This is a genomic window from Pantoea sp. OVA07A (assembly GCF_019969975.1).
In the GTDB taxonomy this organism is placed as follows: Bacteria; Pseudomonadota; Gammaproteobacteria; order Enterobacterales; family Enterobacteriaceae; genus Pantoea; species Pantoea agglomerans.
The window spans coordinates 953,660-966,714 of record NZ_JAHXYM010000001.1 but is presented as its reverse complement, the minus strand read 5'-3'; the positions used below and the strand labels follow the sequence as shown (position 1 = coordinate 966,714).

At 54.0% G+C, this 13,055-nt stretch carries 15 protein-coding genes and 1 other annotated feature; of the genes, 13 read left to right on the top strand and 2 right to left on the bottom strand.

What is annotated here, in order from left to right; all coding sequences use genetic code 11:
* Window positions 1-9: 9 nt before the first annotated feature.
* Both LC417_RS04625 and ghoS read right to left on the bottom strand, forming a co-directional pair.
* Window positions 10-903 carry a fructosamine kinase family protein gene (locus LC417_RS04625; protein ID WP_033757473.1) on the bottom strand — a complete coding sequence of 298 codons (894 nt, stop codon included), beginning with the start codon at window positions 901-903 and terminating at the stop codon, window positions 10-12.
* Window positions 904-981: 78 nt separating this feature from the next.
* Entirely contained in the window at window positions 982-1,299 is a 318-nt protein-coding gene (ghoS, locus tag LC417_RS04620; protein ID WP_159226373.1) for a type V toxin-antitoxin system endoribonuclease antitoxin GhoS, read from the bottom strand.
* Between the two features lie 350 nt (window positions 1,300-1,649).
* Between ghoS and LC417_RS04615 the strand changes: the two genes are divergently transcribed.
* From LC417_RS04615 to LC417_RS04555, 13 genes are all read left to right on the top strand, one after another.
* A complete protein-coding gene (locus LC417_RS04615) occupies window positions 1,650-2,411 on the top strand; it encodes a YdiY family protein (RefSeq protein ID WP_010245689.1) in 762 nt (253 codons plus the stop codon).
* Between the two features lie 246 nt (window positions 2,412-2,657).
* Window positions 2,658-4,586 carry a threonine--tRNA ligase gene (gene thrS / locus LC417_RS04610; protein ID WP_010245687.1) on the top strand — a complete coding sequence of 643 codons (1,929 nt, stop codon included), beginning with the start codon at window positions 2,658-2,660 and terminating at the stop codon, window positions 4,584-4,586.
* 3 nt (window positions 4,587-4,589) lie between these two features.
* A complete protein-coding gene (infC, locus tag LC417_RS04605) occupies window positions 4,590-5,141 on the top strand; it encodes a translation initiation factor IF-3 (protein WP_029519030.1) in 552 nt (183 codons plus the stop codon).
* Between the two features lie 99 nt (window positions 5,142-5,240).
* Complete coding sequence (gene rpmI, locus LC417_RS04600) at window positions 5,241-5,438, top strand: 50S ribosomal protein L35 (protein WP_010245683.1); 198 nt, start codon at window positions 5,241-5,243, stop codon at window positions 5,436-5,438.
* A 42-nt stretch (window positions 5,439-5,480) separates the two neighbouring features.
* Entirely contained in the window at window positions 5,481-5,837 is a 357-nt protein-coding gene (gene rplT / locus LC417_RS04595) for a 50S ribosomal protein L20 (RefSeq protein WP_003853267.1), read from the top strand.
* A gap of 117 nt (window positions 5,838-5,954) precedes the next feature.
* Window positions 5,955-6,080, top strand: a sequence feature (Phe leader region).
* Window positions 5,960-6,004: a pheST operon leader peptide PheM gene (pheM, locus tag LC417_RS04590; protein ID WP_106120997.1), complete on the top strand. Its 45-nt coding sequence runs from the start codon at window positions 5,960-5,962 to the stop codon at window positions 6,002-6,004. Its footprint overlaps the feature before it by 45 nt.
* Before the next feature lie 71 nt (window positions 6,081-6,151).
* The gene (gene pheS, locus LC417_RS04585; RefSeq protein ID WP_010245680.1) at window positions 6,152-7,135 is read left to right on the top strand and encodes a phenylalanine--tRNA ligase subunit alpha; all 984 of its coding nucleotides are present in this window, start codon (window positions 6,152-6,154) and stop codon (window positions 7,133-7,135) included.
* A gap of 14 nt (window positions 7,136-7,149) precedes the next feature.
* Entirely contained in the window at window positions 7,150-9,537 is a 2,388-nt protein-coding gene (gene pheT, locus LC417_RS04580) for a phenylalanine--tRNA ligase subunit beta (protein WP_223565538.1), read from the top strand.
* A 4-nt stretch (window positions 9,538-9,541) separates the two neighbouring features.
* Window positions 9,542-9,844: an integration host factor subunit alpha gene (ihfA, locus tag LC417_RS04575; protein WP_003853259.1), complete on the top strand. Its 303-nt coding sequence runs from the start codon at window positions 9,542-9,544 to the stop codon at window positions 9,842-9,844.
* A 179-nt stretch (window positions 9,845-10,023) separates the two neighbouring features.
* Window positions 10,024-11,007, top strand: a complete 984-nt coding sequence (btuC, locus tag LC417_RS04570) for a vitamin B12 ABC transporter permease BtuC (protein WP_010670028.1) — start codon at window positions 10,024-10,026, stop codon at window positions 11,005-11,007.
* Between the two features lie 50 nt (window positions 11,008-11,057).
* Window positions 11,058-11,603, top strand: a complete 546-nt coding sequence (locus LC417_RS04565) for a glutathione peroxidase (RefSeq protein WP_010670029.1) — start codon at window positions 11,058-11,060, stop codon at window positions 11,601-11,603.
* The gene (gene btuD / locus LC417_RS04560; protein ID WP_223565537.1) at window positions 11,604-12,353 is read left to right on the top strand and encodes a vitamin B12 ABC transporter ATP-binding protein BtuD; all 750 of its coding nucleotides are present in this window, start codon (window positions 11,604-11,606) and stop codon (window positions 12,351-12,353) included.
* 68 nt (window positions 12,354-12,421) lie between these two features.
* The gene (locus LC417_RS04555; protein ID WP_010245666.1) at window positions 12,422-12,880 is read left to right on the top strand and encodes a C40 family peptidase; all 459 of its coding nucleotides are present in this window, start codon (window positions 12,422-12,424) and stop codon (window positions 12,878-12,880) included.
* The last annotated feature ends 175 nt before the right edge of the window (window positions 12,881-13,055 follow it).

The window sequence follows — 13,055 nt, the reverse complement described above, 5'->3', positions numbered from 1 at the left end:
CGAGCTTTGTCAGGCCGGTCTGGCCTGACTGGCGCCCAGCGCATCCTCATCCAGCAACTGGCCAATGGCGAACTGTGCATCGCCTGGCCAGTGCCCGCCAAAGACGTTAGCCCGGTTGAGCAGATAGTAGAGCTGGTAGACCGGCAGACGCTGCGAAAAACCATCCGGTAGCGGCCACACCGCCTGATAACCGTCGTAAATCTGGCGAGGCAGGTCAGGGTACCAGCTCAGCATGGCTAAATCGCACTCACGGTCGCCCCAGTAGCAGGCAGGATCGAACAGCCAGGGGCCACTCTCACTGCTGGCGCAGTTAGCAGGCCAGAGATCGCCATGCAGCAGCGACGGCTGCGGATGATGTGACGCGAGCACCCGCTGCACGCAGGCAACGATCAGCTCTGTATCCCCGTACTGAATTCCCTTTTCTGCCGCCAGCTGCAGCTGCCAGCCAATGCGCTGTTCAGCAAAAAAAACCGACCAGCGTCGCAGCCAGCTATTGGGTTGGGGCGTCGTGGTGATGTTATTGTCGAAATCGAGGCCGAACTGCGTCTGCTCGCTCCACTGATGCAGATGCGCCAGTTGCTGACCGAGCTGATATGCACTCTGCTCATCAAGCGGCTGTGGCCTGATATATTCCAGCAGCAGAAAGCTCTCCTCGCGATGATGACCCACACCATAGACTTTAGGCACCCGAACCGTGCCGGTGCGCGCCAGCAAATCCAGCTGGTCTGCTTCCCAGGTAAAGAGCGACAGCATATCGCGGCTGTTACTTTTGACGAAGACGTCGTGATCACCGTAGCGGATCTGCCAGGTGGGATGGATATCACCCCCCGCGAGGGCGTGACGTTGAGTGATTTCGGCGTTGCCTAACTGCTCGCTTAACAGACGACTAATGGCTGACCACATTGGGCTATCCTCGTTATTCGCTGCGTAAGTTCGATTGTATTGCGTAAATATTCACCAAAAACCGCGCAATTGCACCCTTTATTCTGGCGCTGAGGTGGCAGGGCGATGATCGGCTGCATCGCGCAGATACTCTTCGAAGGTCGTGACGGTCACCTCGGGTTCCTGACCCAGCGCGCTTTCACCGGCCGCAGTGACCTGCTGCCGCAGCTCCTCAGCCTCCAGCGTGCTGACGATGCCATAGCTGTTCGTACCGAGTTCATGTGGATGGCCGTCGTCATCTGTCATCGTGGTCGTGAAACCTGCGGCGGTCATTGCGCTGGTCAGCTCCAGGATGTCACTTAAGCCCGACTCCTGATAGTGAAAGGTCACGATATAGCGGGTTAAGGTGTTGCTCATGAGGCACCTCCGGGGAAGGGAAACTGAACTGAGCGTAGACCATGGTGAAAAATCAGGCGAATTATGAAGGAGATGCCGTGTATGTGACGTGATGCATAGCGTAAATTCGTGTCACGAGCCAGCAGCATAACGTAAAAATCTTCTGCCGTTGCGTCTGGCTTTTCGTTTGGGCAGCACTATAATGCGCGACGTTAATAAGATGAGTCCCAATTAACAGGGGTTGTCAGGGCGATTCCAGGCATTTTGTGTAAGTTAATAATTTTTTACAAAACTTACCGTAAATTGCATTGAATGCCCGGCAAAACGCTTCAGACTCTCCGTTTTTTAAACAGTCGCACGGATCACATTTAATGAAAGCCTATAACAAGCTGTCTGCTGTTCTTTTGCTCTCCGCCGGAGCTTTTTGTCACCAGGCAATGGCCGATAACGCCGTATTTACGTCAATGGATGACCCTTCAACAGCTAAAAAGCCGTTTGAAGGTTCTGCTGCTGCGGGATATCTGGCGCAAACCGGTAACACCACCAGTTCATCAATGACGGCTCAGACCAATATGACCTGGTATCAGTCATCTATGGCTTACAGCTTGTGGGGTAACGCAGCCAACACCTCGTCAAACGATGAGCGCTCTTCTGAAACTTACAACATCGGTGGTCGTTCACGTTACAACCTCAACTCGTATGACTACCTGTTTGGACAGGCGAGCTGGTTAAGCGATCGTTTCAATGGTTACGATTCACGCGACGTGCTGACAGCCGGTTACGGTCGTCAGATTCTGAATGGACCGGTGCACTCGCTGCGTGCGGAATTGGGTCCGGGTGTACGTTATGACGATTATCACGCGGGTGGTCATCAGACCAAAGCGCTGGGCTATGGCGCAGTCAGCTATCAGTGGCAGCTGACCGACACCACTAAATTTATTCAGGGCGTGTCAGTGCTGAGCAGCTTTGGAGAAGACACCACGGTGAACTCCGAAACCGGTCTGCAGGTGGCGATTAACAGCCACTTCGCGCTGAAGCTGGCTTACAACGTCAGCTGGAACAACAATCCGGCGGAATCTGCGCCTGATCGCACCGATACCAAAACCTCAATCATGCTCTCTTACGCTATGTAAGCGCATTTTTGCAGCAGCATTCACAGCGGCCTGACAGTGTGTCAGGCCGCTTTTTTTTGATTTCTCCAGGGCTTAGCGAAAAAGGCATGGGTTTTTCTCGCCGGGGAAAACTGCTATCATCGGCCCCGCACTGAAATCCTGGCGACATTCCGACAATGTGGGTCTGATATCACGCCGGGTCACTAATTTTACATTACGTTGCATGTAGGCTTTCGTGTGGCTTACCACTGCAAATAAGGATATGAAATGCCTGTAATTACGCTTCCTGATGGCAGCCAGCGCGTGTTTGACCGCCCTGTCAGTGTGATGGATATTGCGCTGGACATCGGTCCTGGTCTGGCGAAAGCCTGTATCGCTGGCCGTGTTAACGGTGAACTGGTTGATGCTGTTGATCCCATCACTGAAGATGCCGCCGTAGCGATCATTACCGCTAAAGATGAAGCGGGTCTGGAAATCATCCGTCACTCCTGTGCGCACCTGTTAGGGCATGCGATTAAACAGCTGTGGCCGGATACCAAAATGGCGATTGGCCCGGTCATTGATAACGGCTTCTATTATGATGTCGACATCGATCGTACCCTGACCCAGGAAGATATCGACCTGCTGGAAAAACGCATGCATCAGTTGGCTGAAACCAACTACGATGTGGTGAAGAAGAAGGTCAGCTGGCAGGAAGCTCGCGACGTCTTTGCGGCGCGCGGCGAAATTTACAAGACCACCATTCTTGATGAAAACATCAGCCATGACGATAAGCCTGGCCTGTATCATCACGAAGAATATGTCGACATGTGCCGCGGTCCGCACGTGCCGAACATGCGGTTCTGCCATCATTTTAAACTGCAGAAGATCTCCGGTGCCTACTGGCGCGGCGACAGCAACAACAAAATGCTGCAGCGTATTTATGGCACCGCATGGGCAGACAAAAAGCAGCTGGCAGCCTATCTGCAGCGTCTGGAAGAGGCGGCGAAGCGTGACCATCGTAAGATTGGTAAGCAGCTGGATCTCTACCACATGCAGGAAGAAGCACCAGGCATGGTCTTCTGGCATAATGACGGCTGGACCATCTTCCGCGAGCTGGAAGTGTTTGTCCGCAGCAAGTTAAAAGAGTACCAGTACCAGGAAGTTAAAGGTCCATTCATGATGGATCGCGTCCTGTGGGAAAAAACCGGGCACTGGGAAAACTATAAAGAAGCAATGTTCACCACCTCATCTGAGAACCGTGAATATTGCATCAAACCGATGAACTGTCCTGGGCATGTTCAGATCTTTAATCAGGGTCTGAAATCCTACCGTGACCTGCCGCTGCGTATGGCAGAGTTCGGCAGCTGTCACCGTAATGAACCCTCAGGCGCACTGCACGGCTTGATGCGTGTTCGTGGCTTTACCCAGGATGATGCACACGTCTTCTGTACTGAAGAGCAGGTGCGTGACGAAGTGAACAGCTGTATCCGCATGGTTTATGACATGTACAGCACCTTCGGCTTTGAAAAGATTGTGGTGAAGTTATCCACCCGTCCTGAGAAGCGCATCGGTACGGATGAGATGTGGGATCGTGCCGAGGAAGATCTGGCTGCGGCGCTGAACGAAAACAATATTGAGTTTGAGTTCCAGCCAGGCGAAGGCGCGTTCTACGGTCCTAAAATTGAGTTTACTTTGTACGATTGTCTTGATCGCGCCTGGCAGTGCGGAACAGTTCAGCTAGACTTCTCCCTGCCAAAACGCCTTGAAGCAACCTACGTGGGTGAAAACAATGATCGTCAGACGCCAGTGATGATTCACCGTGCGATTCTGGGATCAATGGAGCGTTTCATCGGTATTCTTACCGAAGAATTCGCCGGTTTCTTCCCAACCTGGCTGGCACCGCTGCAAGTCGTGGTAATGAATATTACCGACGGACAAGCAGAATATGTTGAGTCTTTGACGCGTAAGCTGCAGAATGCTGGCATTCGTGTGAAGGCAGACTTGAGAAATGAGAAGATAGGCTTTAAAATCCGCGAGCACACATTACGTCGCGTCCCTTATATGTTGGTCTGCGGTGATAAAGAGGTGGAATCTGGCAAAGTTGCCGTTCGCACCCGCCGTGGTAAAGACCTTGGGTCGATGGATGTCGATGTGTTTGTTGAGAAACTTCAACAAGAGATTCGCAGCCGAAATCTTCAACAATTGGAGGAATAAAGTATTAAAGGCGGAAAACGAGTACTACCGACGCGTCCGAACAAAATCAACAGTGAAATCCGCGCAACTGAAGTGCGCTTAACAGGCATGGATGGCGAGCCGATTGGCATTGTCACATTACGCGAAGCTTTGGAAAAAGCCGAGGAAGCGGGCGGCGACTTAGTCGAAATCAGCCCGAATGCCGAACCGCCGGTCTGCCGCATCATGGATTACGGCAAGTTCCTCTATGAAAAAAGCAAATCTTCTAAGGAACAGAAGAAGAAGCAAAAAGTTATTCAGGTTAAGGAAATCAAATTCCGTCCTGGAACCGATGATGGCGACTATCAGGTCAAACTACGCAACCTGATTCGCTTTCTGGAAGAAGGCGATAAAGCCAAAATCACGCTGCGTTTCCGCGGTCGTGAGATGGCGCACCAGCAGATCGGTATGGAAGTGCTTAACCGCGTCCGTAAAGACCTGTGTGAAGATCTGGATTTGGCCATTGTCGAATCCTTCCCTTCGAAGATCGAAGGCCGCCAGATGATCATGGTGCTCGCTCCTAAGAAGAAACAGTAGGCTTTCAAGTAACACTAACCGCGCAGCGTTCGCGCTGTGCGGTTAACTGTTCGCCTGTCTGGGTCATGTTATTAACAATGCGAAGTGGATATTTTTAAAATGCCAAAGATTAAAACTGTACGTGGTGCGGCTAAGCGCTTCCGCAAGACCGCTTCTGGCGGCTTCAAGCGTAAACACGCAAACCTGCGTCATATTCTGACCAAAAAATCTACTAAGCGTAAACGTCACCTGCGCCCTAAAGGCATGGTGTCAAAAGGCGATCTGGGTCTGGTAATTGCCTGCCTGCCGTACGCATAAGTAATTTTTTCATTAAATCAGAATATTAAACAGGAGAGCTAAATGGCTCGTGTAAAACGTGGTGTAGTTGCTCGCGCACGTCACAAAAAAATCTTAAAACAAGCTAAAGGCTATTACGGTGCACGTTCACGTGTTTACCGCGTTGCCTTCCAGGCTGTTATCAAAGCTGGTCAGTATGCTTACCGTGACCGTCGTCAACGTAAGCGTCAGTTCCGTCAGCTGTGGATCGCGCGTATCAACGCAGCGGCTCGTCAGAACGGCATGTCTTACAGCCGTTTCATCAATGGTCTGAAAAAAGCAGCCATTGAGATTGACCGTAAGATCCTGGCCGACATCGCGGTATTCGATAAAGTGGCATTCTCTGCACTGGTCGAAAAAGCGAAATCAGCCCTGGCGTAAGTCAGATGGAAAAGGGAGCTTGCTCCCTTTTTTATTGCCTGTAACTTACGCAAAAGATTGACATTTTCGTCGCTGAGCATTTCAATAGACCCCCTGTATCGCATGACAAGGTAACCGCAAGCATGAATGCTGCTATTTTCCGTTTCTTTTTTTACTTTAGCGCCTGACATCCAGGGGCTTTTGCGCATAAGAAAAGAAACGAAAAATCGCGCTAAAAGCCTCCCTCGTGGAGGCTTTTTTGTTTCTGGCGCTAGCATATTGGACCGGCAGGTCCCAACGAGAACTGACCAGCCTGACTGGAAAAAGAGGAAACTATGTCCCAACTCGCAGAACTGGTGGCCAGCGCCACGGCGGCCATCGACGGGGCGACGGATATCGCCGCCCTTGACGCGGTGCGCGTCGAATACCTGGGTAAGAAAGGACATCTGACACTGCAGATGACTACGTTACGCGAGCTGCCAGCCGAAGAGCGCCCGGCAGCGGGTGCGGTAATCAATGAAGCGAAGCAGCAGGTCACCGAGCGTCTGAATGCGCGCAAAGATGCCCTGGAAGCTGCGGTGCTGAATGCCCGTCTGGCTGAAGAGACCATTGATGTCTCTCTGCCTGGTCGTCGCATTGAGAATGGCGGCCTGCATCCGGTAACCCGCACCATGGATCGCATTGAGACCTTCTTTGGTGAGTTAGGCTTTGGCGTCGTAACCGGTCCAGAAATTGAAGATGATTACCATAACTTCGATGCGCTGAATATTCCTGCCCATCACCCGGCCCGTGCCGATCACGACACCTTCTGGTTTGACGCCACGCGCCTGCTGCGTACCCAGACGTCCGGCGTGCAGATCCGTACCATGAAGGCTCAGCAGCCGCCGATTCGCATTATTGCGCCAGGCCGCGTTTACCGTAACGATTACGATCAGACCCATACCCCGATGTTCCATCAGATGGAAGGGCTGATTGTGGATAAAAACATCAGCTTTACCAATCTGAAAGGCACGCTGCACGATTTCCTGAACAACTTCTTCGAAGAAGATCTGCAGATTCGTTTCCGTCCCTCCTATTTCCCGTTTACTGAGCCATCAGCAGAAGTTGACGTCATGGGTAAAAACGGCAAGTGGCTGGAAGTGCTGGGTTGCGGCATGGTTCACCCTAACGTGCTGCGCAATGTCGGCATCGATCCGGAAGTCTACTCCGGTTTCGCCTTTGGTATGGGCATGGAGCGTCTGACCATGTTGCGCTACGGCGTGACCGATCTGCGTGCCTTCTTTGAAAATGATTTACGTTTCCTCAAACAATTTAAGTAAGGGCAGGATATCCAATGAAATTCAGTGAACTCTGGTTACGCGAATGGGTAAAACCAGCCCTGGACAGCGCTGCGCTGTCTGAACAAATCACTATGGCCGGTCTGGAAGTCGACGGCGTTGATCCGGTTGCCGGTGCCTTCCACGGCGTCGTGGTCGGGGAAGTGGTGGAGTGCGGCCAGCACCCGAATGCAGACAAGCTGCGTGTGACCAAAATCAACGTGGGCGGCGATCGCCTGCTGGATATCGTCTGTGGCGCGCCGAACTGCCGTCAGGGACTGAAAGTCGCGGTCGCCACCGTCGGTGCCGTGCTGCCAGGCGATTTCAAAATCAAAGCGGCTAAACTGCGTGGCGAGCCGTCTGAAGGCATGCTCTGCTCTTTCTCCGAGCTGGGGATTTCCGACGACCACAACGGCATCATCGAACTGCCAGCCGATGCGCCGATTGGCACCGACATCCGCGCCTACCTGCAGCTTGATGACAACACCATCGAAATCAGCGTCACGCCTAACCGCGCTGACTGTCTGGGTCTTATCGGTATCGCCCGTGATGTCGCCGTCCTCAACGGTTTGCCACTGAACGTGCCGGAGATGCAGCCGGTCGCTGCGACGCTGAACGACACTTTCCCGATTCAGGTTGACGCGACAGAAGCCTGTCCACGCTATCTGGGCCGTGTAGTAAAAGGGATTAACGTAAAGGCGTCAACGCCATTGTGGATGAAAGAGAAGCTGCGTCGTTGTGGTATTCGTTCTATCGATCCGGTGGTGGATATCACTAACTACGTTCTGCTGGAGCTGGGTCAGCCGATGCACGCCTTCGATCTCGACCGCATCGACGGCGGTATCGTGGTGCGTATGGCGAAAGAAGGCGAAAAGCTGACGCTGCTGGATGGCACTGAAGCCAGCCTGCAGAGTGATACCTTAGTGATCGCCGATCATCAGAAAGCGCTGGCGATGGCTGGTATCTTTGGTGGCGAACATTCGGGCGTGAACGGCGAAACGCAGAATATCCTGTTCGAGTGCGCTTACTTTGATCCGCTCTCTATTACCGGCCGCGCCCGTCGTCATGGTCTGCATACCGACGCGTCACATCGCTACGAGCGTGGTGTTGATCCGGCGCTGCAACATACCGCACTGGAGCGTGCTACCCAGCTGCTGCTGTCAATCTGCGGCGGTGAAGCGGGCCCGATCATCGATCAGACCCATCAGGCAGCCCTGCCTGTGCCAGCGACGATCACGCTGCGTCGTGAAAAGCTGGACCGTCTGATTGGCCACGTGATCGCGGATGAGCAGGTGACTGACATTCTGACGCGTCTCGGCTGTGAAGTGACCGTGGGAGAAGGGCAGTGGCAGGCCGTCGCCCCGAGCTGGCGCTTCGATATGGCGATTGAAGAAGATCTGGTTGAAGAAGTGGCCCGTATTTATGGCTACAACAACATTCCGGATGTGCCGGTACAGGCGGGTCTGGTGATGACTCAGCATCGCGAAGCGAATCTGTCGCTGAAGCGCGCGAAAAACCTGCTGGTGGATAAGGGCTATCAGGAAGCGATTACCTATAGCTTCGTCGATCCGAAAATTCAGCAGCTGCTGCACCCGGGTGAAGAGGCGCTGTTGCTGCCGAGCCCAATCTCCAGCGATATGTCGACCATGCGTCTCTCACTCTGGACCGGCCTGCTCAGCGCGGTAGTCTACAACCAGAACCGTCAGCAGAGCCGCGTGCGCCTGTTTGAGAGCGGCTTACGCTTTGTGCCGGATACCCAGGCAGATTTAGGCATCCGTCAGGATCTTATGCTGGCTGGCGTCATCAGCGGTAACCGCGTTGAAGAGCACTGGGATCTGGCGCGTCAGACAGTTGACTTCTATGATTTGAAAGGCGATTTAGAATCGCTGCTCGATTTAACCGGCAAACTGGATGACATCAGCTTCCGTGCTGAAGCGAATCCGGCGTTGCATCCAGGACAGAGCGCGGCGATTTATTTGCATGATGAACATATCGGATTTATCGGCGTGGTTCATCCTGAGCTGGAACGTAAGCTTGATCTCAATGGCCGCACCTTAGTCTTTGAACTGCTTTGGAATAAGGTCGCAGACCGCGTCCTGCCTGACGCGCGCGAGATTTCTCGCTTCCCGGCGAACCGTCGTGATATTGCCGTTGTGGTGGCTGAAAACGTCCCCGCAGCAGATATCATCGCGGAGTGTAAGAAAGTTGGCGTAAATCAGGTAGTTGGCGTAAACTTGTTTGACGTGTACCGCGGTAAGGGCGTTTCTGAGGGCTACAAGAGCCTCGCAATCAGCCTGATTTTGCAGGATACCAGCCGGACACTCGAAGAAGAGGAGATTGCCGCGACCGTTGGCAAATGCGTTGCGGCATTAAAAGAGCGATTCCAGGCAACCTTGAGGGATTGAACCTATGGCGCTTACAAAAGCTGAGATGTCAGAGTACCTGTTTGAGAAACTCGGGCTGAGCAAACGCGATGCCAAAGAGTTAGTAGAGCTGTTTTTCGAAGAGGTACGTCGCGCTTTGGAGAATGGAGAACAGGTAAAACTGTCTGGGTTTGGTAATTTTGACCTGCGTGACAAAAACCAGCGTCCTGGCAGAAACCCGAAAACGGGTGAAGATATTCCGATTACTGCGCGTCGCGTAGTAACGTTCCGCCCAGGACAGAAGCTGAAAAGCCGCGTAGAGAACGCTACACCCAAAGAGACTGACTGAATTTCAGCGTTTCAAAAAGGCCGCGCAAGCGGCCTTTTTTCATGGTTTCAGTACGCAGTAATCCCGCTTCCCGCGCCCGTTATTCTCCCTGACGGCAAAGAGCAAACCGCCTCATCTGCCTTTCTTTTTTCTGCAATCCCTCTACAATCAAATCTCTGTTTTCTCAGCTAATCCCGCTTATGTCTCTGCTCGACCAGCTCGCGCGCCAGGCCGACCAGCGCGGCCAGAAATGGCTTATTGTGTTAGCACTTATGCTCTCTGCACTGCTCTGTCTCAGCCTGTGTGCCGGTGACAGCTGGATCGCGCCCTCAGACTGGTTCACGGAAAGCGGCAGGCTCTTTGTCTGGCAGTTGCGGCTGCCCCGCAGCCTGGCGGTGGTGCTGGTCGGTGCGTCGCTGGCGGTATGCGGTGTGGTGATGCAGGCGCTGTTTACAAATCCGCTGGCGGAGCCCGGCCTGCTCGGCGTCTCGAATGGTGCCGGTATTGGCCTGGTGCTTGGCGTGCTGCTAGGCAGCGGCTCGCTGTGGAGCCTTGGGCTGGCGGCGATGGCCGGTGCGCTGATTATTACGCTCATCCTGCTTCATTTTGCCCATCGTCAGCTCTCGGTCACCCGACTGTTGCTTACCGGCGTGGCGCTGGGGATTATCTGTAGTGCCATCATGACCTGGGCGGTCTACTTCAGCACCAGCCTCGATCTGCGTCAGTTGATGTACTGGATGATGGGGGGATTCAGCGGGATTGACTGGCGCTATGGCTGGATGATGCTGGCGCTGCTGCCGGTGATGCTGGCCCTGGGGGCGACCGGGCAGATTCTTAATCTGCTGGCGCTGGGCGAGACATCCGCCCGCCAGCTCGGACTGTCTCTCTTCTACTGGCGTAACCTGCTGGTGCTCGCCATGGGCTGGCTGGTCGGCATCAGTGTTGCGATGGCCGGTGCTATTGGCTTTGTCGGACTGGTGATCCCGCATCTGCTGCGTATGAGCGGCATCAGCGATCACCGTTATCTGCTGCCGGCATCGGCGCTGGCTGGCGCCGGTGTATTACTGGCAGCCGATATTGTGGCACGCCTGGCGCTGACGTCGGCGGAATTACCGATAGGCGTCGTGACGGCGACACTGGGCGCGCCGCTGTTTATTATTTTACTGGTGAAATCTTCACGCTAGCTTCGGCTGGCGACTCTGTATCCACAACAGCATCCACAACAGGAAACAGCATGAACATTTATCAAACTGAACTGGTTACGCTCGATGGGGAAAAAACCACGCTGTCACAATGGCAGGGCAAGGTACTGCTGGTGGTCAATGTTGCCTCGAAATGTGGTCTGACGCCGCAATATGAAGAGCTGGAGAACCTGCAGAAAGCCTGGCAGGATCAGGGCTTCAGCGTACTCGGTTTTCCCTGCAACCAGTTTCTGGAGCAGGAGCCGGGCAGCAGTGAGGAGATTAAAACCTTCTGCAGCACCACGTATGGCGTCACGTTCCCGATGTTTGCCAAAACCGAGGTGAATGGCGCAGGCCGTCATCCGCTCTATGCTCAGCTGATTGCGGCCCGACCTGACGCGGTGCGCCCGGAAGGCAGCGGCTTTTACGAGCGTATGGAGAGCAAAGGACGCGCGCCGAAAGAGCAGGGCGACATTCTGTGGAACTTCGAAAAATTCCTTATTGGCCGTGACGGCAGCGTGATCCAGCGTTTTGCACCTGACATGACGCCGGAAGATCCGATCATTCTGGAAACCATTAAGCAGGCGCTGGCAAAATAGATGCTGTTGCGCCTGCAACAGGCCGCCGTCCCCGGACGGCTGCTGCCTCTGACCGGTGAGCTTGCCGCCGCTCAGCTGCTGCACGTGGCAGGCCCGAACGGTGCAGGCAAAAGCACCTTACTCAGTGTGATTGCGGGACTGCAACCCGCCTCCGGCACGGTGCTGCTGGACGAACAGCCGCTGAGTGACTGGAACGGCGCGGCGATGGCCCGGGTTCGCGGCTGGCTGCCTCAGCAGCAGGCACCGCTGAGCCAGATGCCGGTCTGGCACTATTTGCGTCTGCATCTGAAACAGGCGGGGGGGCAGACAGACGATCGCCTCAGCACGCTGCTGAAACGGCTTCAGCTGCAGGATAAGTTATCGCGTTCACTGACCCGGCTCTCCGGTGGTGAATGGCAGCGCGTCAGGCTGGCGGCGGTTTGTGTGCAGATTGATCCCCACATCAATCCACACGGGCGGCTGCTGATCCTTGATGAGCCCATGACCGCGCTGGATATCGCCCAGCAAAAAGCGGTGGACGATCTGATTGCCGACCTGTGCGCGGCGGGCATCAGCGTTATCGCCAGCAGTCACGACCTCAACCACAGCCTGCAACAGGCGGATCGGGTCTGGCTGATGGATAAGGGAGCGTTGATTGCGCAGGGTGAACCGGCTGAGGTTCTGACGCCGCAGCGCCTGACACCGATCTACCAGATTGCTTTCCGGCAGCTTGAACTTGAAGGACGCACGCTGCTGACCGTATTGCCCTGACACTTGCTACCCGGCGGGCTTTACCGCTACATTAAGCCGGTTGCAACTTCTGATAAGGACATTTGGCGATGCGCCTGGGTTTGCTGATTTTAGTTCTGCTGCTGACGGGATGCAGTCATCACGCTCCGCCGATTAATGGCCGTCTTTCCGATTCGATCACCGTGATTGCGGAACTGAACGATCAGCTCGGTAACTGGCGTGGGACGCCTTATCGCTATGGCGGCATGAGTCGTAACGGGGTTGACTGCTCCGGCTTTGTCTATCTGACTTTCCGCGATAAATTTGCGCTGCAACTGCCGCGCACCACCTCAGCTCAAAGCGATATCGGCACCCGAATCAGCAAAGACGAGCTGCTGCCAGGCGATCTGGTCTTCTTCAAAACCGGTCGCGGGGAGAATGGCCTGCATGTGGGCATTTATGACACCGATAATGCTTTTATTCATGCCTCAACCAGCCAGGGCGTCATCCGCTCCTCGCTCGACAATGTCTACTGGCGAAAAGTGTTCTGGCAGGCGCGTCGTATTTAAACGCAGGTCCGGGGAATCAAACTTAAGTCCAATTTTAAATAGAGTTAAAACAGAGAGTAAAAGGTTTATTTTAAATGACAGTTATTGAGCGTGGGTTTTAATAAACATAATAAACGCTTATTTAATTCCACTAATAACCGCTGTTTCATCGCTACTATTTGGCTTAAGGGTGATC